At 68.9% G+C, this 23,294-nt stretch carries 18 protein-coding genes and 1 pseudogene; 6 read left to right on the forward strand and 13 right to left on the reverse strand.

The genetic code is table 11. The features are described 5' to 3' along the window. Window positions 1-33 precede the first annotated feature (33 nt). Window positions 34-801, reverse strand: a complete 768-nt coding sequence (locus AS97_RS08665; protein ID WP_197049294.1) for a creatininase family protein — start codon at window positions 799-801, stop codon at window positions 34-36. Between the two features lie 197 nt (window positions 802-998). On the opposite strand from AS97_RS08665, the gene AS97_RS08670 reads away from it, so the two are divergent. From AS97_RS08670 to AS97_RS08695, 6 genes are all read left to right on the forward strand, one after another. After that, on the forward strand, window positions 999-2,177 hold the full coding sequence (locus AS97_RS08670) for an LLM class flavin-dependent oxidoreductase (RefSeq protein ID WP_059143249.1): 1,179 nt from the start codon (window positions 999-1,001) through the stop codon (window positions 2,175-2,177). Further along, window positions 2,174-2,992 carry an enoyl-CoA hydratase/isomerase family protein gene (locus AS97_RS08675; RefSeq protein ID WP_125759194.1) on the forward strand — a complete coding sequence of 273 codons (819 nt, stop codon included), beginning with the start codon at window positions 2,174-2,176 and terminating at the stop codon, window positions 2,990-2,992. The genes AS97_RS08670 and AS97_RS08675 overlap by 4 nt, the downstream gene beginning before the upstream one ends. A 12-nt stretch (window positions 2,993-3,004) precedes the next feature. Next, window positions 3,005-3,784, forward strand: a complete 780-nt coding sequence (locus AS97_RS08680) for an enoyl-CoA hydratase/isomerase family protein (protein ID WP_059148589.1) — start codon at window positions 3,005-3,007, stop codon at window positions 3,782-3,784. Then, window positions 3,777-4,277 (forward strand): flavin reductase family protein, encoded by a 501-nt coding sequence (locus AS97_RS08685; protein ID WP_125759196.1) that lies wholly within the window; start codon window positions 3,777-3,779, stop codon window positions 4,275-4,277. Before AS97_RS08680 ends, AS97_RS08685 begins: the two co-directional genes overlap by 8 nt. A 46-nt stretch (window positions 4,278-4,323) precedes the next feature. Then, complete coding sequence (locus AS97_RS08690; RefSeq protein WP_059148587.1) at window positions 4,324-6,159, forward strand: AMP-binding protein; 1,836 nt, start codon at window positions 4,324-4,326, stop codon at window positions 6,157-6,159. Window positions 6,160-6,487: 328 nt separating this feature from the next. Then, window positions 6,488-7,471 (forward strand): LysR family transcriptional regulator, encoded by a 984-nt coding sequence (locus AS97_RS08695; protein ID WP_059148586.1) that lies wholly within the window; start codon window positions 6,488-6,490, stop codon window positions 7,469-7,471. Between the two features lie 461 nt (window positions 7,472-7,932). Here the strand turns inward: AS97_RS08695 and AS97_RS08700 are convergent. The 12 genes and pseudogenes from AS97_RS08700 to AS97_RS08755 form a co-directional block, all read right to left on the reverse strand. Next, window positions 7,933-8,103: pseudogene (locus AS97_RS08700) on the reverse strand (LuxR family transcriptional regulator); the annotation flags it as partial. Between the two features lie 45 nt (window positions 8,104-8,148). Continuing rightward, complete coding sequence (narI, locus tag AS97_RS08705; protein ID WP_059148584.1) at window positions 8,149-8,892, reverse strand: respiratory nitrate reductase subunit gamma; 744 nt, start codon at window positions 8,890-8,892, stop codon at window positions 8,149-8,151. Continuing rightward, window positions 8,889-9,611, reverse strand: a complete 723-nt coding sequence (narJ, locus tag AS97_RS08710; RefSeq protein ID WP_059148583.1) for a nitrate reductase molybdenum cofactor assembly chaperone — start codon at window positions 9,609-9,611, stop codon at window positions 8,889-8,891. The genes narI and narJ overlap by 4 nt, the downstream gene beginning before the upstream one ends. Next, window positions 9,608-11,263 (reverse strand): nitrate reductase subunit beta, encoded by a 1,656-nt coding sequence (gene narH, locus AS97_RS08715; RefSeq protein ID WP_059148582.1) that lies wholly within the window; start codon window positions 11,261-11,263, stop codon window positions 9,608-9,610. The genes narJ and narH overlap by 4 nt, the downstream gene beginning before the upstream one ends. Further along, window positions 11,263-14,919: a nitrate reductase subunit alpha gene (locus AS97_RS08720; protein WP_210567166.1), complete on the reverse strand. Its 3,657-nt coding sequence runs from the start codon at window positions 14,917-14,919 to the stop codon at window positions 11,263-11,265. The genes narH and AS97_RS08720 overlap by 1 nt, the downstream gene beginning before the upstream one ends. A gap of 414 nt (window positions 14,920-15,333) precedes the next feature. Beyond that, a complete protein-coding gene (locus tag AS97_RS08725; protein ID WP_086709605.1) occupies window positions 15,334-16,395 on the reverse strand; it encodes a tellurite resistance/C4-dicarboxylate transporter family protein in 1,062 nt (353 codons plus the stop codon). A 569-nt stretch (window positions 16,396-16,964) separates the two neighbouring features. Further along, the gene (locus AS97_RS08730) at window positions 16,965-17,642 is read right to left on the reverse strand and encodes a VOC family protein (RefSeq protein WP_236669999.1); all 678 of its coding nucleotides are present in this window, start codon (window positions 17,640-17,642) and stop codon (window positions 16,965-16,967) included. Window positions 17,643-17,648: 6 nt separating this feature from the next. Beyond that, window positions 17,649-19,007 carry an MFS transporter gene (locus AS97_RS08735; RefSeq protein WP_210564647.1) on the reverse strand — a complete coding sequence of 453 codons (1,359 nt, stop codon included), beginning with the start codon at window positions 19,005-19,007 and terminating at the stop codon, window positions 17,649-17,651. Between the two features lie 171 nt (window positions 19,008-19,178). Beyond that, window positions 19,179-20,153, reverse strand: coding sequence for an amidohydrolase family protein (locus AS97_RS08740; protein ID WP_210564648.1), 975 nt, complete (start codon window positions 20,151-20,153; stop codon window positions 19,179-19,181). Then, the gene (locus AS97_RS08745; protein WP_125759204.1) at window positions 20,150-20,620 is read right to left on the reverse strand and encodes a hypothetical protein; all 471 of its coding nucleotides are present in this window, start codon (window positions 20,618-20,620) and stop codon (window positions 20,150-20,152) included. The genes AS97_RS08740 and AS97_RS08745 overlap by 4 nt, the downstream gene beginning before the upstream one ends. Window positions 20,621-20,680: 60 nt before the next feature. After that, window positions 20,681-21,871 (reverse strand): FAD binding domain-containing protein, encoded by a 1,191-nt coding sequence (locus AS97_RS08750; RefSeq protein WP_210564649.1) that lies wholly within the window; start codon window positions 21,869-21,871, stop codon window positions 20,681-20,683. Beyond that, on the reverse strand, window positions 21,868-23,265 hold the full coding sequence (locus AS97_RS08755; RefSeq protein ID WP_247204286.1) for an MFS transporter: 1,398 nt from the start codon (window positions 23,263-23,265) through the stop codon (window positions 21,868-21,870). The genes AS97_RS08750 and AS97_RS08755 overlap by 4 nt, the downstream gene beginning before the upstream one ends. Between the last annotated feature and the right edge of the window lie 29 nt (window positions 23,266-23,294).

The raw sequence follows: 23,294 nt of genomic DNA on the forward strand, positions 1-23,294 counted from the left end.
GGGTAGGTGAGCTCGACACACCGAAAGTCTAGTCTAGGTGAGCGGCCGATAACGCGCCATTGCGTGTTCCGCGAGCAGGTCGGCCACCGCGGTCAGACAGGCGAAGCCCAGCTCAGACGACATGCCGCGCGGATCACCGAGCACCCCGCTGGGGGCGACTGCCTTGACACCGTCAGTGAATACGCGGGCCAGCAACGCGTCATCCATGGACCCGGTGAAACCCGCGGCGGCGCGATCGTTCCTCACGGCGTCCGGCCGCACGGCCAGCATGATCGAACTTTCGGCGACGTCGGCATGTCCCCCGACGTGGTCGGCGAGGCCGGCGACGCGTTGAGCGGCATCGCGCCACGCGCGGAGGACCGCTGCCGAGTCCGCGAACGCGATGACATCCAGGTCGGAGGGGAGCCGCGCGGCGAGCTTCGGCTCGATGTCACTGAGCACCGGATAGTTGCCGATATGCGCCGAAAAGATCAGCACCCGGCGGAAGCCGTGCGCAGCAAGGCTCGCGCAGCAGTCGGCGCAGATCGCCTCGAGCGTCTCGGCCCGCACCGAGAGCGTTCCGGCGAAGCCGAGATGGTGCGACGAGCAGCCGATCCGCACCGTCGGCAGCACGAGCGCGTCGCCAAGCCGCTCGGCGACAAGAACGCCTAGCCGATCGGCGTGATCACTGTCGACCGACATCGGCAGGTGCGCGCCGTGCTGCTCCGTGGCGCCCAGCGGCAAGACCGCCGTACGCATACCGCTCGCGATGGCGCTCGCGATGTCGGGCGAGGTCAAACGCTCAATCCGCAACTCGCTCACGTGTGGTCACTCCTCCTTCTGCGCCCGCTCGGCCAGTACCTCACGGATGCGTCACTACTCGACGGATGGGGAGAGGCCCGCAGTCCAGGCCCACGCACGTTAATCAGAACTAACACCCGTCGCTCTTTCTGGGGCCTTGACCTGGGCTGCGCTACGCCCTACGTTATCGGCGAATAACATTCGACGGAAGGGTCGGTATGGACTTCATCCTCATGACCGAGGGGGACACCCCGGTCGGGCTCACGCATGAGCACCGCTACCGGGAGCTGGTGGAGGAGGTTCTGCTTGCGGAGCGGGTGGGCTTCGATGCCTTCGGCAGTTCCGAGCAGCATGTTGCTCTGGGTACGGCTTCGGTCTCCGCTCCGGAGGTGCTTTACCCGTACCTGATGGCTCTGACGAGCCGGATGCGGTTCATCCACCTGGTGACGCTGCTGCCGACGCGGATGAACCATGCGCTGCGCGTCGCGGAGCGTGTGGCGACCGAGGACATCCTGTCCAACGGCCGTGTCGAGCTTGGTACCGGGCGCGGCAACACGACGCTCGCCCTGCGCGCGTTTGAGGTGGACCCCTCCGAGAACAAGGCTCAGTGGCGTGAGGGCATCGAGCTGATCCGGAGCGCGTTCCTCAACGACGTGTTCTCGTACGTGGGCGAGCACTACAAGGTTCCGCCGCGCAGTCTGGTCCCCAAGCCCCTGCAGGGTCCCTACCCGCCCATTTCGGCTGCCGCCGGCAGCCCGAGCTCGGTCGAGACGGCCGCCTCGATGGGTATCGGCGCCATCATGGGCGGCCTCTACCTCGGGTTCGACCTCGTCGAGAACATGGTCAAGCTCTACGACGACACGCTCGCCGCCACCAACCACCCCTACCCGATCACGCCGCGCAAGATGGTCGCGGTCGCCGGTGGTATGCACTGCGCCGAGACCACTGCCCAGGCCCGCCTCGAGGCGAAGCCCCTGTTCGAGATGGCCAAGCTGTCCACCGACGCATATGAGCGCCTGTCGAAGCTGTCGAAGGACTACGCCTACATGGGCGCTGTCAAGGACATCGACTTCAACGACGAAGAGTACATGTTCGAACGCTCCCAGGGCTTCATGGTCGGCGACCCCGAGCACTGCATCGAACACGTACAGCGATACGCGGACATGGGCGTCGAAGCACTCGTCCTGCGTGTCGACAGCCTGCCCCACGACCAGCTGATGCGCTCGATCGAACTCTTCGGCAAGTACGTCATCCCCCGCTTCAAGCACCCCCGCAACGTCGTGCGCTCGGCCGACGACGTCCTCGCCGAGATCCGAGCCGCCCGCCCCGCCCACGAAGAAGCACTCCGCCAGTTCAACGACACGCACAACCTCGCGCAGAAGGAGACGGTTCGATGAGCGACCTCTACCAGCACGGCACCGGCGACGTCCTCACCGAACGCCACGACAACGGCGTCCTCCTCATCACGATCAACCGACCCGACCGGTACAACTCGCTCACCCTGCCGATGTTCGAGGAGATGAACCAGATCTGGGCCGACGTCGAGCGCGACGACCAGACCCGGGTCGTCGTCATCACCGGGGCCGGCAAAGCCTTCTGTACCGGGATGGACGTCGCTCAGCCCGATCCCACGCCCCAGGATGCGCTCGCGATGCTGGAGACCGAACGCAAGCGGGTCGCGACGATGTTGCGCATCGAGAAGCCGATCATCTCCGCGATCAACGGCCCCGCGGTCGGCTACGGGCTGTCGACCGCGCTTCTCGCCGACATCAGCATCGCCGCGGATGACGCGGTGCTGATCGAAGGCCACACCAAGGTCGGCGTGACCGCCGGCGACCACGCCGCCCTCATCTGGCCATTGCTTGTCGGCATGGCCAAGACCAAGTACTACGTGCTCACCTCCGAGAAGCTGACGGGCGCCGAGGCCGAGCGGATCGGGCTCGTGAGCCTGTCCGTTCCCCGCGAGCAGGTGTTGCCCCGCGCCCTCGAGGTCGCGTCCCAGCTGGGCCGCGGTTCCCAGCAGGCGCTCCGTTTCACCAAGCGCGCTCTCAACGCCTGGCTCACCAACGCGGTGCCCCAGCACGAGCTGTCCTCGGCGCTCGAGATCCTCGACTTCGCCGGTGCCGACTACGCCGAAGCGCGCCAGGCTTTCCGGGAGAAGCGCCCCGTGGACTTCCCCTCCGCTCGCACCGCCGGCGGACCGGCGAACTGAGGGAAGGCGAGCATGAGCATTGCCTCGCACAACACAGCGCCCAGCGCTGTGCACGCGTCCGACGAAGTGGACGGCGTGGTTGTACTCACCCTGAACCACCCGCCGGCGAACGCGCTCAGCAACTCGCTCGTCAGCGAGCTGACAACGACGCTGGAAACCCTCGCCAACGGCCCCGGCACCCCCGCGGTGGTCTTGACGGGAGCTGGTGAGCGCTTCTTCTGCGCGGGTGGCGACATCAAGGAAGCCATCGGCTTCGGGGCCGATTCGATGGTCGAGCGGATGGCGTCGTTTCACGCGCTGCTCTGCGCTCTGGAGGACTTCGCCCGGCCGCTGGTGTGTGCGGTCAACGGCTGGTGCGTCGGTGGTGGCATCGAAATGGCACTGTTCGCCGACATGGTGTACGCGTCGTCTGAGGCGCGTTTCGTCTTCCCCGAGATCAACCACGGGATGCTGCCGGCCGTGAAGGGGATCACCCGGGCACGCGGGGTCCTGGGCGACCGCGCGGCCCGGCGCCTCCTGCTGGGCGGAGAGCCCGTCGACGCGTTCGACGCGGAGCGGATGGGCATCGTCGACCAGGTGGTCGAACAGGACGACCTGCTCGCGACCGCGATGGCGTACGCGCGGACGGCAGCGGCGAAACCACCTGCCGTGTTCACGGCGCTGAAACGGGCCCTGCACTCAGGGACTTCCAGTTGGCCGGTCGAAGAGCAGCTCCGCGTCACGGTCGCCGACGCGCGCACGGTCTTCAACGACCCTGCCGCCCGAGCTGCCCGCGAGGGATATCATGGTTGATCAATTTCAAGGGCTGGACCCGGTCGCCTTCCGCTCGGCGTTGGCCTGCTTCCCTTCAGGCGTGACGATCGTGACGACGCGAAGCGCGTCAGGCACGCTCCACGGGTTCACCGCGAGTTCCTTCTCGGCGCTGTCGCTCGATCCGCCGCTCGTCCTGGTGTGCCTGGACCAAGGAGCGGACTGCTCTCCCGTCTTCATGGCAGCTGAGCGGTTCATCGTCAACATCGTGACACCCGCACACGCCGAGTTGGCGATCAAGTTCGCGACAAAAGGTGAAAACAAGTTCGCCTACGGAGCCTTCGAATTCGATGAGAGGGGTCAACCGCTCCTGCCCGACGCAGCGGCAGTCATCCGTTGCGAACTGGAGCAAGCCGTACCCGGCGGAGATCACGTGATCCTCATCGGCCGTGTACACGACGCGCGGACAGGTAGCGGCAAACCGGTGACGTGGTACCAAGGTGGCTTCCTCCACCTCGGGGAGAGTGCCGCATGAATCTCATCGGGCCCGGGCTTGTCGGCTCTGGAAGAGAGGCCGTGTCATGGATCTGACCAATTTCGAGCCAACCCGGACGCTACCGGGGCTGCTGCTCGATCGCGCGAACAGGGAACCCGACGCCGTCGCACTGCGTTACTGGCGTGATGGAGTCATGCAGGCGATCACCTGGCGAACGTACCGGGATCGCGTGCAAGATCTCGCGCTCGGCCTTATCGCACAAGGTGTGCAGCACGGTGATCGCGTCGCGGTGATGAGCGGCGCACGCCCGGAGTGGGTGTTCGCCGCGCTGGCCGTGCAGAGTGTCGGCGGCGCCGTGATCGGCGTCTATCCGACCAACTCACCTGCCGAGATCCAGCAACTCCTCGCACACAGTGAGGCCGTCGCCTTCATCGGCGAGACGACGACGGAGCTCATCAAGGTGGCGGAGGTCGCCGCACACACACCGACGCTGCGGCTCGTGGTCGGAATCGACGCCACTCCGCCGGAGCTACCCGAGGTGATCAAGAGGACAACGTGGGAGGCGCTGTGCGAGGAAGGAACACAGTACGCCAACGACAGCGCCGATCCCCTGTCCGAATTGGTCGCCGGCGGATCCCTCGACGATGCCGCCGTGCTGTTTTACACGTCGGGGTCCACGGGAGTTCCGAAAGGCGTCACACACTCGCACCGCACGCTTCAGCACTCGGTTCAGACCTTCGTCGGCCTCTACCCGCAGCTCCTCAGTCACGAGCACGACGTGGTGGGCTTCCTGCCGTTGGCCCACGTGGCGCCGGCGGTGGTGTCGGTGTTCGCGCCGCTGCTCTCACGGCTGGTGGTCACATACTGCCCCATTGGTGACTACCCAGACGTGTTGCGCTTGGTGCGGCCGACGGCAGTGCTCTGGCCGCCGCGGTTCTACGAGAAGATGGCCGGCGAACTGATCGCACAGACGGAGGTCTGGCCGCGCCTTCGTCGCTACGCCTATGACGCCGCCATGTGGACCGGCCGCAGAGTAGCCGAACGCCGCTGGTCCCGTCGCCGGCCCTCGGTACTGTTGCGGATCGCGTACGCTGCCGCACTTCGTTGGGTGTTCTTGCCACTGCGGGCAACCGTCGGAATGGATCGTATCCGGGTTGCCTACACCGCATCTGCCGCGATGCCCGAAAGCGTCATCGCGATTTGGCAGATCTGGGGGCTCGATCTTCGCGAGAACTACGGTCTCACCGAGACCGCCGGGTGTCCCATAGCCCATTTCAACCAGCCGTTCCCCCGTCCGGGCTTCATCGGCAGGGAATTCCCGGACCCGCGGTTCCAGGTGAAGGTCGCGGACGATGGCGAAATGCTGCTCCGCGCGCCGTTGCTCTTCGACGGATACTGGCGCAACCCGGCGGAGACCGAGGCTGTTTTCCAGGATGGCTGGTTCCACACCGGTGATCTGATGGAGCGCACACCCCACGGCGACATCCGGCTCATCGGCCGGAAGAAGGACGTGATCATCACCCGAGGCGGCAAAACGATCAATCCTCAGCCCATCGAAAATCGGTTGAAGGAGAGTTCGCTGATCAACGAAGCGATCGTCGTCGGCGATGCCCGCAAATACCTCACCGTCCTGCTCGAGCCGAGCCCGAGCACAACCGCAGACGCCCGGTCGGCAGAGGTGCTGGCCGAACGCCTGCGAGCGGAGGTCGCTCGGGTCAACGCGGACCTCGCGCGCGTAGAGCAGTTGAAGGACTTTCGCGTTCTGCCGCGGTCACTGGAAGTCGAGCGCGGCGAACGGACCGCGAACGGCAAGATCAAGCGCAATGCCATCGTGAGCTCGTTCGCAACGTTGATCGACGACATGTACGGCGCGAACGACGACGTGGCGATCGCGAACCACGTGCGCTCGAGGTCGAACTAGGCGGTTGATCGCGTGAAGACCGCGTGAACTGAGGTCGGTCCGCAGGCGTGGGAGGAGGGCGTTCAAGGTTGACGTGTGAACGAAGACCTGAACACCCTTCTCGTGCACTCTCCGTGTTGATCAACGATCACGTCGTCCTGTCCCGTGCCTGCCGTGGCCGTCAGCTGTTGTTGTCCGCCCCCCTGTGCCCTGCGGCATGTCGCGGGAAACGGTCACGGTCAAGCGCTCGGAGCCGGCAGGGCACACCGAGAACGGCTACTGCGCCGCCGGACCGCAGGCTCAGTCGTGAATGCAACGTCCACCCGAGTGTGCGGCAATAGGTGGAGCCATGCCGATCCCTGACCTGACGCTGCAGCAGCTTCGCGCAGTACGGGCACTCGCCGCATCCGGCAGTTTCACGAAAGCAGCCGCGGCGGAGCACATCTCTCAGTCAGTCCTCAGCAGAAGGATCAAGGAAGTCGAGCGTCTCCTGCGAGTGCGGTTGTTCGACCGCTCCACTCGGCAACTCGACATCACGGCCGCAGGGCAGGCCTTTCTGCTCATGACGGGCGCCGTCCTCGACGACATGGACATGCGACTGAGCCGCTTCATGTCATACGTAGCGGCTCAGTCCGGAACCATCGCCGTAGCCGCGCTTCCGTCGCTCGCGGCGGCTGTGCTGCCGGAGATGATGCGCGGCTTCATGCTGGATCACCCCGAGGTGGAGTTCGAGATCATCGACAGGGCTGCGGATGAAGTCGTCGAATGCCTCGAAAGTGGGGCTGTCGAACTGGGCTTGACCGCCCATGGTGACCTGCCGGACGGATTCTGCTTCACACCACTGCTGCAGGAACAGTTCTACGGCGTCGCGCACCACAGCCACCCTTGGTCGGCGCAGAGCTCCATCTCGTGGTCGGACTTCAACAGGGAGACCGTGGTCGCAACGCGGCCCGGTACCAGCATCCGAGCGATCACTGATGCCGCGTTCAGCAAGTACTCGATCTCGGTGAGCCACCGCTTCAATGCCTCTAGCGCGGCGACGATCTGTGGGCTGCTACGGGCCCGCGTGGGCGTGGCAGCTCTGCCGGCCTTGGAGTTGCAGGGTTTCGGCCTGAATGATCTCGTGGCGGTACCCGTGGATTCTCCGGGAGCAACCAGGGTCATCGGCGTGATGTACCACCGCTCTCAGGACCTCTCCCCCGTCGCGGCTCGCTTTTTGGATTTCATGCGCGCCTCCGAGATCGCTCTCCCGCGAGGAGTCTCCCGCGTTCACGGGGGCTACACCGGCGGACCAGACACATCGAGCCACGCGGAAGCGCAGCCGGCAGGATGAGGTCGGCGATCGTCTCGGGCCGGATGGTGCTTCCGGGTGGCCTTCGGCAGGCCGCCGGTCTTGCCGTATCGGCCCAGCCACCGCCGTCCCACGGTCGCGGTCGCCGGGGGCCGGGGCCGGGGGTGACGCTCGGGTGGTCCTCTGTGGGTGTGCGGGTCGAGGGTGCGGTGTCGCTGCTCGGCGCGCCGCACCCGGTCGACCGCCGGGTACTCGCGCCGCTGGTGGCGGGGGCGTACCTGTATCTCGGCCAGCTGCCGGCGGCGAGCCCGGCGCGCCCGTCACCGCCGGCACTCGGCTGGGCGACATCGCCACCGGCTTCCACACCGACCCGGGAGCGCTGACCGGGGCGAACGCCGACCTCCTGGTGCGGGCCGTGTCCGACCTGACCGCCCAGCCGTCGCTGGTCCGCACCGACTACTGCCTCACCGGGCACGGTGATCCGCTGAGCACACCGCTCATCCGGACCGGCCTGGATGTTCGGCCAGGGCAGTGCCGGCGCGCAGGGCGATGAGTGTCTGGCGCAGGGTGTGCTCGTGGCCGCCGTAGAGGGTCTCGGCGCCGCGACCCGTGGCGGAAGCCGCGGCCCGCTCCAGGTGCTCGCGGGCCTTCGCGTCAGGGGAGAGCTTCTGCATGGCGTGGTTGCCGTTTCTCTGTCGGAGAGCTTGTGTGGGATCGGGTCAGTAGCGGACACCGATACGGCGCCGGCGGCGTCCGCTCGTGCCGGGTTCCGTGGGGTGGGCGGCGGTGCGAGAGCGGTAGAGAACGAACGGCCGCCACAAGTACCACAGCGGGACGCTCCAGGCGTGCACGAGCCGGGTGAAGGGCCACACGGCGAGGATGGCCCAGGCGGCGGTGGCATGGACCTGGTAGATCGGCGGGGCGTGGGAGATCGCGGCCACATCCGGGTTGCCGGCGAACAGGCCGCGGAACCACAACGCCACGCTCTGGCGGTAGTCGTAGCCGGCGCCGAGGAGGTTGACGCCCATGGTGGGGATGATGCCGAGCACGATGACGACGGCGAGCAGGATGAGGGCCACCCAGTCGGCGGGGCTGGTGGTGGCACGGACCTTGGGCACGGTGGTGCGGCGGAAGGCGAGGATCCCCATGCCGATGATGACGGCGAGCGCGGCGACGGTGCCGCCGATGGAGGAGAACCAGCGGTAGGTGTCCTCGGGGATGCCGAGCCATCGGGTGAGGGATTCGGGGATGAGGATGCCCATGACGTGGCCGGCGATGGCGGCGAAGGTGCCGAAGTGGAAGAGCGGCCCGCCCCATTTCAGCAGGCGGCGTTCCTGGAGCTGGGTGGAGCGGCTGGTCCAGCCGAACTGGTCGTAGCGCCAGCGCCAGACGTGGCCGACGACGAAGGTGACAAGGGCGAGGTAGGGCAGGGTGACCCACCACCACAGGTCCCAGGAGCTCACCGGCCCTCCTCTGTGCTCAGGAACGCTCTGTGCGTCGGATATGGGGATGTCGCCGCATGTCCGGGCGGGGCGAACGGCTCCAGGCCGGTCTGCTCCGGTGGGCCGAAGGGCTCCAGTCCGACGTGTTCGCCGGGCGGTCCCTCGGCGGCCAGCCGCCGCCAGGCGTCGCGCTCTCGGCGGGCCGGTTCGGGCAGTCGGCCGCAGAGCGTGTCGAGGACAGCGGCGTAGGGGGTGGAGTGTTCGTGGAGCGCCTGCCGGAGGAGTTCGAGCCCGGCCCGGCACTGCAGCAGGATGCGGTGTCCGGGCTCGGGAGCGAGGGCGGCGAACTCCAGAATCAGCGGCAGGAAGTCCGGCAGCTCCGCCTCGGGTGGTTCGTGTCCGGCTTGGCGGTAGGCGTGTTTCAGGGCGAGCAGGGCCATGCCGCGGGCGCGGGTGTCGCCATGCCGGTAGTAGGTCAGGTGCAGACTGCGGCGCCGGGTGTGGTCAAAGGTGTCCACATACCGCTGGGCGGCCTCGGTCGGCCTCAGCTCGAGCAGGCGGTCGCAGACGGTGGCGAGACGGGTGCGGTCGACCGGGTCGGCGACGGCGGGGAGTGCGGTAGTGATGTCGTCGACGCAGGCGAGCGTCTTCTCGTCCGGGTAGCGCAGGAGGACCGAGGCGATGCGGTGCACCAGGGGGGTGTCGGCCGCCGGGCGGCGGGCGCGGCGGCGGGGGATCACCGGCCGCTCCCGTCGTCGAAGAGGCCGGGTGCGGTGCCGGTGCCGTTCCAGCCGAGGAGGTTGAAGCGGACCTTTCCGTCGCTGTCGCGGAACTGGCTGCCGCCGCCTGACGGGTTCAGGCCGGGCAGGGGTGGCGGGGCGGGGGTGAGCCGGTCCTCGTCGTGGGCGGCGAGGTCGGCCGCGCCGCCGGGGTAGTCGAGGGAGCAGTGCTGGGCCATGAGGGCGCCCGAGCCCTCGGCGTGCGCGCGGGGGATGACGTAGCGGTCGTCGTACTTGGCGATGGCCAGCAGCCGGTACAGGTCCTCGATGTCGTCGGCGCTCGCGCCGACCTGGCCGAGCAGATCCTGATCGGGCGGGTCGCCGAGCTGCCGGGCGCGCATGTGGGCCCGCATCGCCGTCAGTTTACGCAGCACGCCCTCCACCACGGCGGTGTCCCCGGCGGTGAAGAGGTTGGCCAGGTACCCCATGGGGATGCGCAGAGCGTCGATGGCGGCGAACACCCGGTCGGGGTCGTCGTCGTGGTAACCGGTGGCGTGCACCGCGTCCGTGACCGGGGACAGCGGCGGGACGTACCAGACCATGGGCATGGTGCGGTACTCCGGGTGCAACGGCAGCGCCACCCGGTGCTTCTTGATCAACGCGTACACCGGGGAGCGGCGGGCGGCCTGGATCCAGTCGTGGGCGATGCCGTCGCGTTCGGCCGCGGCCAGGACGCCGGGGTCGTGGGGGTCGAGGAAGACCGACAGCTGCGCCTCGTACAGCTCCTCGTCGTCCTTGACCGAAGCAGCGTCCAGGACGGCGTCGGCGTCGTAGAGCATCACACCGAGGTGGCGTAGTCGGCCCACGCACGTCTCGGAGCAGATGGTGGGCTCTCCGGCCTCGATGCGCGGGTAGCAGAAGGTGCACTTCTCGGCCTTGCCGGTGCGGTGGTTGAAGTAGACCTTCTTGTACGGGCATCCGGAGACGCAGAACCGCCAGCCTCGGCAGCGGTCCTGGTCGACCAGGACGATGCCGTCCTCCTCTCGCTTGTACATTGCCCCGGACGGGCAGGAGGCCACGCAGGACGGGTTGAGGCAGTGCTCGCAGATCCGCGGCAGGTAGAACATGAACGCCTGCTCGAACTCCATCCGCACCCGCTCGGCCATGCCCCGCAGGTTCGGGTCGGCGGTGGCGTACTCGGCGGCTCCGGCCAGGTCGTCGTCCCAGTTCGGGCCGTGCACCGGGCGCATGTCCCGGCCGGTGAGCTGGGACTTGGGGCGGACGCTGGTGAAGCTGTCGGACAGCGGCGTGGTGGTCAGGCTCCGGTAGTCGTACGTCCACGGCTCGTAGAAGTCGTCGAGCGAGGGCAGGTCGGGGTTGTAGAAGATGGTGGCCAGCTTGCGCAGCCGGCCGCCGGCCTTGAGCTTCAGCTTGCCGCGGCGGTTCAGGGTCCAGCCGCCCTTCCACTTCTCCTGGTCCTCATACCGGCGCGGGTAGCCGGCGCCCGGTTTGGTCTCGACGTTGTTGAACCAGACGTACTCCGATCCGGGCCGGTTGGTCCAGGTCTGCTTGCAGGTGACCGAGCAGGTGTGGCAGCCGATGCACTTGTCGAGGTTCATCACCATCGCCACCTGGGCCATACAGCGCCCGATAGTGCCTGCGGCACGGGCCATCAGAAGTCCACCTCCTGGCTGCGCCGCCGGATGACGGTGATCTCGTCGCGTTGGTTGCCGGTGGGGCCGATGTAGTTGAAGCCGTAGGAGAACTGGGCGTAGCCGCCGATCAGATGGGTGGGTTTGATCAGGAGCCTGGTCAGGGAATTGTCGCCGCCGCCGGGCAGGCCGGAGGTCTCCGTCTTCGGCACGTTCAGGTGCCGGTCCATCGTGTGGTACATGTACACCGTGCCCTCGGGCATCCGGTGGCTGACCACCGCGCGGCAGGCGACCACGCCGTTGCGGTTGTACGCCTCGATCCAGTCGTTGTCCGTCACGCCGATCTTCTCCGCGTCCAGCGGGCTCATCCAGATCACCGGCCCGCCGCGGAAGAGCGTGAGCATGTGCAGGTTCTCCTGGTACTCGGAGTGGATCGACCACTTCGAGTGCGGGGTCAAGTAGCGCACCACCAGCTCCGGGTGACCGTCCGGTGAGCGGGTCGGATCGCCGAACTGGGCCACCATGTTCAACGGCGGCCGGTACACGGGAAGTTGTTCGCCGAACTCGGCCATCCAGTCGTGGTCGAGGAAGAAGTGCTGGCGGCCGGTGAGCGTGTGCCAGGGTGTGAGGCGTTCGACGTTGACCGTGAACGGGGAGTAGCGGCGGCCGCCGGACTCGGTGCCGGACCACTCCGCCGAGGTGATCACCGCACGGGGCTGGGTGCGGGTGTCCTCGAACGTGATGCGGTCGCCGGAGCGTTCCTCGGCCAGGTCGGCCAGGTCCACGCCGGTGCGCTCCTCCAGCGCCCGTAGCGACTGAACGGCGAGGCGGCCGTTGGTGGTGCCGGACAGGGCGAGGATCGCCTCGCAGAACTGGTCGTCGCGGGCGATCGAGGGACGGCCGTCGGCGATGCCGCCGCGGACCGTGCCGTTGCGGCGGCACAGGTAGTCGATCTCCGCTTCGGGTTTCCACGTGAGGCCCTTGGTGGTGGTGCCCAGGGTGTCCAGCAGGGGTCCGACGGCGGCCATCTTCTCGGCCACCGCGGTGTAGTCGCGCTCCACCACGATCAGCCTGGGCATCGTCCGGCCCGGTACCGGCTCGCACTCGCCGGCCTTCCAGTCCCGCACTCGGCCGTGCGGCTGCGCCAGCTCGTCCGCCGTGTCGTGGGCCAGCGGAGCAGCGATCACGTCCCGCCGCACCCCCAGATGGACGGCGGCGAGCTTGGAGAACTCGGCGGCGACGGTGTGGAAGACGTCGAAGTCGGTGCGGGTCTGCCAGGGCGGTGCGATGGCGGGGCTGAAGGCGTGCACGAAGGGGTGCATGTCGGTGGAGGACAGGTCGTACTTCTCGTACCAGGTCGCGGCCGGCAGCACCACGTCGGAGAACAGGCAGGTGCTGGTCATGCGGAAGTCGACGGCCACCGACAGGTCGAGCTTGCCGACCGGGGCCTGCTCCCGCCAGGTGACGTCCTTGGGGCGCACCTCCGGCGGGGTCTCGGCGGCGGTCACCGCGTCTTCGGTGCCGAGCAGGTGCCGCAGCATGTACTCGTGGCCTTTCATCGACGAGGCGAACAGGTTCGCCCGCCAGATGAGAAGGACGCGGGGAAAGTTGGCCGGGTCATCCGGGTCCTCGGCGGCGAACCGCAACCTGCCCGCCTTCAACTCCTCGACGACGTACTCCGGTACGTCCTTGCCGGCCCGCTCGGCCTCGTCGCAGACGTCGAGGGGGTTGCGGTTGAAGGCGGGGTGGGAGGGCATCCAGCCCAGGCGGGCGGCCAGTGCGTTGCAGTCCGGCAGGGTACGTCCCGCCAGCCGGCCCTGCCCGAGCGGGCTGGCCAGCGTGTCGGCGGGGAACGCCTCGTAGCGCCACTGGTCGGTGGCCAGCCAGAACAGCGGCGTGCCCACCATGTGCCGGGTGGGCCGCTGCCAGTCCAGGCCGAACGCGAGATGGAACCAGCCGGTCAGCGGGCGAACCTTCTCCTGGCCGACGTAGTGCGCCCAGCCGCCGCCGTTCACGCCCTGACTACCGGTGAGCATCACCAGCGACAGGAACGCGCGGTAGATCTGGTCGGAGTGGAACCAGTGGTTGGTACCCGCCCCCATCGCGATCATCGACCGGCCGCCGGTGCGTTCGGCGTTGCGGGCGAACTCCCGCGCCACCCGCGCCGCGGCCTTCGCCGGCACCGAGGTGATCGCCTCCTGCCAGGCCGGGGTGTAGGGCGCGTCGGCATCGTCGTACCCGGTCGGCCACTCCCCCGGCAGGCCCTCGCGGGCCACGCCGTACTGGGCGAGCACCAGGTCGAAGACGGTGGTCACCAGGTGCCCGCCGACCCGCGCCGTCGGCACGCCGCGCCGCAGCACCCCGCCGGACTCGCCGGGCCCGGCGTCGAAGCGCGGCAGGTCGACGGCCACCGCCTGGCGGTGCGGCCGTCCGTACAGGGACAGCAGCGGATCCGCACCTTCCAGGTTCAGATTCCACCGGGGGCCATCATCCTGGGAGGTCCAGCGAAAGCCCAGCGATCCGTTCGGCACCAGCGCTTCTCCCGTACGGGCGTCCAGCAGCACCGTCTTGAACTCGGCCGCCTCCTCCTCACCGTCCCGGCTGGGAAGGTCGGCGGCGGTGAGGAACTTCTCCGGCACGTATCCGCCGCCGTCGCGCTCGCGCAGCCGGACCAGGAACGGCAGGTCGGTGTAGGTCTGGGCGTACTCGGTGAAGTACGGCACCTGCCGGTCGTGGTAGAACTCGGTCAGGATGACGTGCCCCATGGCCATCGCCAGGGCGCCGTCCGTGCCCGGGGCTGCCGCCAGCCAGTCGTCGGCGAACTTGGTGTGGTCCCCGTAGTCCGGGGAGACCACCACGACCTTCTGCCCCTTGTAGCGGGCCTCGGTCATGAAGTGCGCGTCCGGGGTGCGGGTGATGGGCAGATTGGTGCCCCACACGATCAGGTAGCCGGCGTTCCACCAGTCGCCGGACTCCGGCACGTCCGTCTGGTCGCCGAACACCTGCGGCGAGGCCATCGGCAGGTCGGCGTACCAGTCGTAGAACGAGGAGATCGTTCCGCCGATCATCGACAGGAACCGTGTACCGGCCGCGTACGAGGCCATCGACATCGCCGGGATCGGCGAGAAGCCCACGATCCGGTCGGGGCCGTACCGCTTGACGGTGTGCACCTGTGCCGCCGCCACCAGTTCGGTGACCTCCTGCCAGGTGCAGCGGACGAAGCCACCCTTGCCGCGGGCCCGCTTGTAGGTGGCGCACCGTTCCGGGTCCGAGGTCAGCCACTGCCACGCCTCGACCGGGTCCGCGTGCTGCGCCCTCGCCTGCCGCCACAGCTGAAGCAGCGGGCCGCGCACGTAGGGGTAGCGGATGCGGGTGGGCGAGTAGGTGTACCAGGAGAACGAGGCGCCGCGCGGGCAGCCGCGCGGCTCGTACTCCGGGGAGTCCGGGCCGACCGAGGGGTAGTCGGTTGCCTGCGTCTCCCAGGTGATCAGGCCGTCCTTGACGAATACCCGCCAGGAGCACGAGCCGGTGCAGTTCACTCCGTGCGTGGAGCGCACCTCCCGGTCGTGGCGCCACCGTTCCCGGTAGAACTCCTCCGCCGCCCGGCCGCCCTCGCGGTACAGCATCCGCCGGTCGGGTGACTGGGTGCCGGGGAAGAAGTACTGCGCCGTACGCATCAGCCGCTCGGCCGCGGCGTCGGCCCGGTCGGTGCTCACACCATTCGCCTCCTCAGCTGCTGCAGCTGCCTGCTTGCGCGTTGTGCGCCCCGATGCCTCGGGTGACCGGCCCTGAGGGCGGTGGCCACCATGCTCTGCCGACGGCCGTGTCGAATCGAGCAGACACTCCGTCAGCTCACATACACGGCAGGCCAGGATTTCGAGAGCTGAAGTACGACGGCCCGTGTGCGGGCCAGGCATCGGTGCAAGGCGTAGGGGGACTCTGCCAGGGGGCCGTGCTGTCGCGGCCGTGGCCACTCCCGCTGCGGACGGCGCGGTCCGGGGTCCGCGTCGGGATCCGGGCACGGTCAGCCTTGGGGCCGACTACCCCAGCTGCGACCGGCCAATCGCACACACCGTCTCTCGCGCATCCCGTCACTTGGATCCCGGCTGCCGGGAATGCCGGAACGCGGTGACCGGTGCGGCGAGCATCCCGGCGAAGACCACTGCCCACACCGCCAGCCCCGCCCACGCCTCGCCCATGCCGGTCGCGGTCATCCAGCCCCAGCCTGCCGCCTCGCCCAACTCCCGGGTCGCCACCCCGTACATGCCGATGGGGAAGACCATGCTCCACAGACTTGTCTCATACCGCAGCGGCACGCGGTGCAGCACGTGCCGCCACACGCCCATGGCGAGCAGCAGCGGGATCAGCCAGGTGCAGAACGACCACACCACCGCGGAGACGCCCAGCACGAACGCTCCGGGCAGCAGAGCGTCTGCGGGCGGGAGACGAAGGAGCCTCGCACCGGCCAGCACACTGATCGCGGCGGCGCCCATGAACACCCAGTACGGCGGGATCAGTTCCGTCGGCTCGACGGGCTCCAGCAGCAGGCGGGCCAGCGCCAGCGCGGCCACCAGCAGGTACTGCAGCAGTCCGACGGCCCAGCACGCCGAGGCCAGGACACCCAGGGCCCGGCTCCCGGTGTGCGGGACGAGGGCAGCGGTGACGACCGCGACGGTCTGCGTGCCCACCACCCAGATGAACCAGGTGCCATTGACCTGACGCAGCGACAGGCCACGGACGGAGCAGACCAGCAGCAGCGGCACACCGTAGCCGAGCACCAGCCACCCGGCCACACCGATCACCGCCAGTGCGGTGGCGGCGCCGTAGTGCCCATCGAGGGCCAGTCGGCCGGCCAGCACGTCGGAGGCCGCGACCAGGGTGAGGAAGGCGAAGCCGCGCGGCCCGGCAAGGTCGGTGCGCACACGCTGCCATCGGAACGCCGTGCGCCACAGGTAGCCGGCCCACAGCACCACGTATCCCACGGCCGCGATCCACAGCAGGACCGCCGAGGAGGCCGACGCGCCGCGCCCGGCCAGCGCGGTCGACACGATGCCCGTGGCCATGACGAAGGCGAACGCCCCGGGGCTGAGGTCCTCCGCCGCACCGACGACCGCACCCCGCCAGGTACCGGGCCTGCTGGATACCGCATCCACGCCCTCACCTCCGTCTCGGCTCCAAGGTGACTGGTTTGCCTCGCACCATTCCGTCCCCGTCCGTGGTCGACGCCGCGGAATCCTCCTGGCCCGCCGCCTTGACGCCCCGTCAGCGATTGCCCGATACGCAGCCAGGCGTGCCACGGGCCGTCGCGAATGTGCACGTGGCAGCTCCCTGAGCACCCAGCACCCAAACCGGTGCGATCAGTACGATACCGGGTGCGCCGCCATCGAGTGTGTGAACGCAGCCGTGAGCGATGAAGCTGAGCAGGCCCCGAGCACCCGCCGCTCCGGCGCATCCGGTGGTGGGCGATGCGTACCGTGAGCTGGCCCGTCTGACGGATGACCACCAGGCCGACGCGCGGGTGCTCGGCACTCCGGAGCACCGGCTGCACCACCTCATCGGGTCGGTACCGGTGTGGAAGGCCCGCCACGCGCACTGCCCCGTCGTCATCGCTTTGGACCGGCACCGGCTGCGGCACCTCAGAATCACGGGGGGAACTTCAACGCTTGCTTCTCCGCTCCCACGTGCACACCAGGGCCGTTCTGTGGCAATCGGCCTTGAGGAGCTATTCCGGCTGGGTGACAGCCGTACGGCGGATGACCACCTCGCCCTGGTCCGTAGCGACTGCCACGGCGTACAGACCGGGCCGCCCGCCGTTGTACTCAAGGGGAAGGTCGGCGGCGCCGTCGCCCAGCCACGCACGCATGTCCGCCTCGGTGCCGCCGACCTCCATCCACGTGATCCCGTGGGGCGTGTTCCGCTGCCCGTCGCGCGGCTGTGCGGCGGGGTGCTCGGCGAGGTCCTCGATCAGGAATACGTTGGGCACTCCCCGCTGCCAGCAGGGGATCGTCTCGGGAACGCGGATCGCATTGCGCTGCAGGCCGTCCGTCCGCTTGCGCAGTGGCGCATCGATGACACCCGTGTCGAAGTGCTCGGCCAGTTCCTCCAGCTCGCTGCGCGAGTCGACGCGCAGACACCAGCCGATGAACACGTCGCCGCCTTCGATCTGGTCGTAGAACCAGCGGGCATTGGGGTTGGTCCGCGGCGAGTAGGCATCTATGACGCTCTCGACCTCGATGTACTGGTCGGGTCCGAGGGGGACGATGCGGTTGGCGATGCCCAGGTGGGGAAACCAGCCCCCCTCATACTGCCCGAACCCGGTCTCCTCGCAGAGCTGTTCGGTGCCCGCGTAGATGTTGCGGGATCCCAGGGAGATGTGGTCGATCGTGAGCAAGGTGTTCATCCTTTGTCAGTGGGTGGTGACTTCTTCGACGTCGCCACGGTGTGAAAGGAAGGTGGGGAGGGCCGCGCTGCTCGTCCGTATCCGGTTGCCGGCCACGGTGACGACGGCACAGCCGATGAGCGAGGCGGCGATGAAGTACAGACCGCTGTTGTAGTTTCCGGTCGCGTCGCGCAGCCATCCCACGATGTAGGGGGCCAGGAAGCTGCCGATGTTGCCGAGCATGGTCGTGAGGGCGATGCCGACGGACATGGCGACGGGGCCGCGCAGGTGCCCGACCGGGATCTGCCACATGAGGAAGAGGGCCGCATAGATACCGGAGGTGAGCAGGACCGTACCGAGCAGGGTGAGCCACAGGCCGGAGGTGTTCGCGGCCAGTACGGTGCCGGTGGCGGCCAGCAGCGCACCGCACGCCACGTGCCACACCCGCTCGTTGCGCCGGTCCGAGCTGGACACCCATATCAGGGCGACGAGTGTCGCGGGGACGTAGACGGCCCCGGACAGCAGGCCCGTCTGAAGCAGGCTCAACTTGGTGTGGGCCTGCTGGGCGAAGCCGGTGATGATCAGCGGAAGGAAGGAGGTGATGGCGACGAAGCCGACCCACAAGAGGCTGACGCCCACGGAAAGGGTGACCAGGCGGAGATCGCGCAGGCGCTGGAGGACATCGCTGAACCGGATCTTCGGCTTCTGGGTTGAGGTCTCCGCCGTGGTGACCCGCAGCAGTGCCTCCCGTTCCGCCTCCGTGAGCCAGGCGGCGGTCGCCGGAGAGTCGGTCAGGAACCGGAGCAGCACCAGACCGAGGATGATCGTCGGCACCCCCTCCAGGACGAACATCCACCGCCACCCGGCCACTCCCAGCATGCCGTGGGCGTACTGGATGATGGCCGCGGACAGCGGCGTTCCCAGGATCGCGTAGAACGGCAGGCACACCACAGCGGTGACCCGGCCGCGCATCCGCGGCGGGAACCAGATGGTCAGGTACATCAGCATGCCGGGGAGCATGCCTGCCTCGACGGCGCCCAAGGCGATTCTGGTCGCGATGAGGCTGCCCTCGCCCTGGATCAGGCTCGACGATACGGCCACGACGCCCCAGGACACCGTGAGCAGACCGAGCCAGCGCCGCGGGCCCAGCCGGTTGAGGGCTAGGTTGCCGGGGACTTGCAGGGCGATGTAACCGGCCGAGAAGATCCCGGTGGCGAAGCCGAAGGCGGAGATGCTGATGCCGAGATCGGCGTTCATGGTCAGCGCGGCGGTCCCGAGGTTGACCCGGTCAAGGTAGCCGGCTGTGTAGAGGAGCAGGACCAACGGGCCCAGTCGTCTGAGGGCCTTGCTGACTGCCCGGCGCTCGGCCGGGGAGATGTCTGACACGGTCGGTTCCCTTCTCGGAACGGTTCTGTCCGCCGGCCTCAGCGGCGGAGGGGTTTGGCGTCGCGTCGTGCCCCGCGCCACCCGGCGAACGGCTGTCGCCGGGTGGGCTCGTACGGGACCGCTCACGGTGGGGGAGCCGTAGTGCGGGGAGGTCGGGTGTCGCCGGGCCCGTCACAGGCCGAGGAACGCCCGCGCGTTGGCGGTGAGCGTTCCGGCATCAGGTCCGTGGTCGGTGGCGAAGCGGACGGGTTCTGGCTGGGCCATGTCGAACGGGTAGTCGCTCCCGCAGACGACGCCGCCCTTGGAGGCTTGCGCGGCCAGCAGCCCCAGCGGCCCGGGGTCATGGGTGACACTGTCGAAGAAGAGCTCGCCGAACACCTCCGCCGGCGGGCGGGTCGAGTGGCGGCGCACATCGGCCCGGGTCCGCCAGCCGTGGGTCCACCTGCCGAGCAGCCATGGTGCGCAGCCACCGCCGTGTACGAAGCAGATCCGCAGCCGTGGCAGCTGCTCCTTGACACCGCCCAGGATGAGCGCGGCAACGGCGGTGGCGCTCTCGACGGGGTTGCCGACGAGGTTGGAGAGGTAGTGCTGCGACCACTCCGGCCGGGACAGTTGCATGGGATGGACGAGCACGGCGAGGTCGAGGTCAGCGGCATCGGTGAGGACGCGGCGCAGCTCGCCCTGGTCCAGGGAGCGGCCGGCGAGCAGCGGCGGTATCGCGATCCCGGCGATGCCGTCGGTCCGGGCCAGCCGCTCCATCTGTGCGCGGGCCTCGTCCGCGTTGCCGAGGCTCACCAGGCCGAGCCCCACGAGCCTGCCACCGGCCCCGGACACCACGGCGGACAGCGCGTCGTTGAACGCCGTCACATACTCACCGGCCCCCGGCACGCCGCCCACGGGGAACGCGAAGGGCGGTGCGGACAGGACCCGCACCCCCACCCCCGTGGCGCGCATGTCCTCGAGGATCGCGGGAACGTCGCTCATCGCCCGGGTCGGGATGGACAGCGGGATGTCGCCGAGGTGGAGTTCGCCGCCGCGGTCGTGCATGCGCCCGTACGGAGCGCCCGGGGGGAGGTGGAACAGCTCGGTGGGCAGCCAGTGGGCGTGGACGTCGATGACTCCTTCGGCGAGCGGGGCACTGATCACGCCTCTCCCCCCTGCCTGGCGTCCGTCCCGTCGTCGTGTATGTCCAGCGGCGCGTTGGCGCCGTCGAGGTGTTCGACGGTGGTGAAGACGAGCTCGGTGTCGCCGACGTTCTCGATGTCGTGCAGGAGGTATTCGCCCGGCCCGAAGGTGAAGTGGCGGGTCTCCCCGGCCGCGTAGGAGACCTCCCGGGTCGTGCCGTCGTGCGTGTGCTGGCGGCTGCGGCCCGCGTTCACCGCGGTCCAGAAGTAGTCGAGGACATGCCGGTGGGCATGCCAGCGCTCGCCGGGGGCGAGCCGGATCTCCCAGACCCGTACCCGCGGTGTCTGGCTCAGCAGCCGGGAGCCGACCCGGCCGTCGTGGGCATGCGCCTCGAACTCGGCGCGCAGCTCCTGGGGCCATCCGTTGAACCCGGTGGCGACGAGGTTGCCCGCCAGAGGCAGGTCCGCGAGGAAGTTGTCACTGGTCATCGTTTTCTCCTGGGGCGTGGCCGGTGGTGGATCGTGGGGACGCTCGGATCCGCGGTGGGGTCAGCGTCCGGGGCCGTAGAGCCCGAACCGCAGGCTCGGGTCGCCGGGCGTCCAGGTGTTGGAGAACTGGGATCGCTCGCCCATGGCGACGACCCGCTCCAGCAGCCGGGCGCTGAGTTCGAGCTGGACCGGCTCCCATTTACGCAGGGCGGCACTGATGTCGCCCTCCGCCTCCCGCAGCGCGGCGACCAGGGCCCAGGCGTCGGCCGCCGCTTTCGCGGTGCCGGCCGCGGCGTGCGGCCGGGCGGCACACGCGGCGTCGCCGATCAGGGCCACCCGGCCGTCGGCCATCCGGGACGCGCGCGCGTCGGAGACGACCTGGATGTACGGCGTGGCCGTCGAGGTCACGACTTCGGCCGCCGCGGGCGACAGCATCCGCCGCGCGGCGTCACGCATCTCGGCCACGTAGCGGTCCTGGACCTGGGACGGGTGGATCGACACCGTGCCGGCGAAGCCGCGCTTGTCGATCAGCATCTCGGACAGCTCGGGGCCCGCGGGGACGTTTCGGTACCAGACGTAGTTCATGAGTCGGTCCTGCGGCCCGGTACCGCCTTCGCCGGGGATCGGGTAGAGCGTGATGTGGGAGTGGGGCACCACGGTGTAGGTGATGGAGTCCTTCAGCAGCTCACGGGTGGTCTCGGACAGGTCCTTCTCCGGGACCGTGCCGCGCCATCCGATGTAGCCGGAGTAGGTGAGATCCGCGGCCGGGTCGAGGCGCCGGCGCCCGATGGAGGTGATTCCGTCGGCGAAGACCACCAGGTCCGCCGTCACCTCACGCCCGCTCACGAACCGCACCGTGACGGACCGGTCGTCCTGATGGAATCCGCAGGCGTACTCACCCAGGTGGTAGTGGTCGTGTCCGAAGTCGCTGAGCAGGGCGCGGTAGAACGTGCCCCATGACGTGTAGCTCCACGTTCGTCGCTCGCGGTGCACGAGCCGGTTGTCGATGTCCAGGTATTGCACCCAGTCCGTGGTGGTGCTGAGGTTCTCCGGATGCTGGTCACTGCGCTCGGTGAACCAGCGCAGGGTGTCCGGCTGCAACACGATGCCGCTGCCGCGTCCGTCGAGGGCGGTGGGGGTCCGCTCGAAGACGTTGACGGTGAAGCCCAGGTCGCGCAGGAGGAGCGCGGTGGTGAGCCCGCCGATCGACCCGCCGATGACCACCGCGGTGGTGCCGTCGTACGCGTTCATGTGTGCATCTCCTTGCTGGTGATCGGCCCGGTCTGTGGCTGTGCCCGGTCCGGGCCGGGGTCGCTGGGGTCGCTGGGGAGCTCGGCTCCGCGGGTCTCCGGTGCGAAGGCCAGACCGGCCACGGCGATCAGTCCGACCGCGGCGACACAGGTGGTGGCCAGGCCCAGGTCTCCGCCGAACCACGAGGCGGCGATGACGCTGGCCACCAGCGGGCCGGCCGCGGTGATGAACCGGCCGATGCTGTTGCACAGGGCCATGCCGGTGGCTCGCACACTGGGCGGGAACAGTTCCGGGCCGTAGACGAAAGTGCCCGACAGGGCCCCGAACAGGCCGAACCCGACGACCGGCAGGGCGAGCAGGAACTCGCCGTAGCCGTGGTGGAAGGGGAAGAGATAACCGACGCTCACCGCGGAGACGGCGAAGCTGACGGCGAATGCCTTGCGTCGGCCGAACGCGTCGGCCAGGAACCCCCACGAGGCATAGCCGAGGACGCCGCCCGCGTTGAACAGCATCGAGGCGACCGCGACGCGGCTGTTGGCGGTCTCGGGGGACATCGCGCCGGCGGCGGTCATCTGGCGGATGATCTGGGGATACCAGGTCGACACGCTCCAGAAGGCGATCAGCGAGCCGGTGGCCAGCGCCGTGCAGATCGCCGTCTTGCTCAACAGCGGGGCGGCCAGCAGCCGGCGCAGGACGAACCGGTCCGCCTCGGCGACCTGCCCCTGTGCCTTGCGCGTCCGGCGGGCCGCGATGCTGTCCCGGATCTCCGGGGGCTCGGGAACGTAACGGCGGATGAACCACACCAGGAGGGCCGGCGCCATCGCGATGCCCATCATCAGCCGCCAGCCGTGGCCGCCGAGCAGCTGGTAGGCGAGCGCGGCGATGAAGAAGCCGGCCGCGTAGCCGGACATCATCACACCACAGGCTCGCGCCCGGTAGCGGTTGCGCCACACCTCGGCCACCAGCGCGGCCCCGACCGGGGCCTCGACGCCCGAGCCCAGACCGGCGACGAACCGCAGGGTACCGAGTTGCCACCAGGTGTCGGCGAAGGCCGCCAGCGCGGTGAACACCGCGTAGGTGACGATGCCGGCCGACAGCACCCGGACCCGCCCGAAGTAGTCGGCGAGCATGCCGAACAGGAGCCCGCCGACCGCCCAGCCGACGAGGAACAGGGCCACGGTCAGACCGCCGTAAAAACCGATGCCGTCGGGATTCACCACGATCCCGCTGTGCGGCAGCAGTTCGGTCATGGCCGGGCCGAGGACCAGTGCGTAGAGGCTTCCGGCGAAGCCGTCCAGGGCCCAGCCCATCGTCGTGCCCAGCAGGACGAGCCATTGTGTTCGGGTGATCTCCGCGCGCCAGCCGTGCGGCCGGGCGGTCTGTGTATTCGACATGGGCGGGTCCTTCGTTGGACGTGGCCGGT

This window comes from Streptomyces sp. AgN23 (genome assembly GCF_001598115.1).
GTDB classification, from domain to species: domain Bacteria; phylum Actinomycetota; class Actinomycetes; order Streptomycetales; family Streptomycetaceae; genus Streptomyces; species Streptomyces antimycoticus.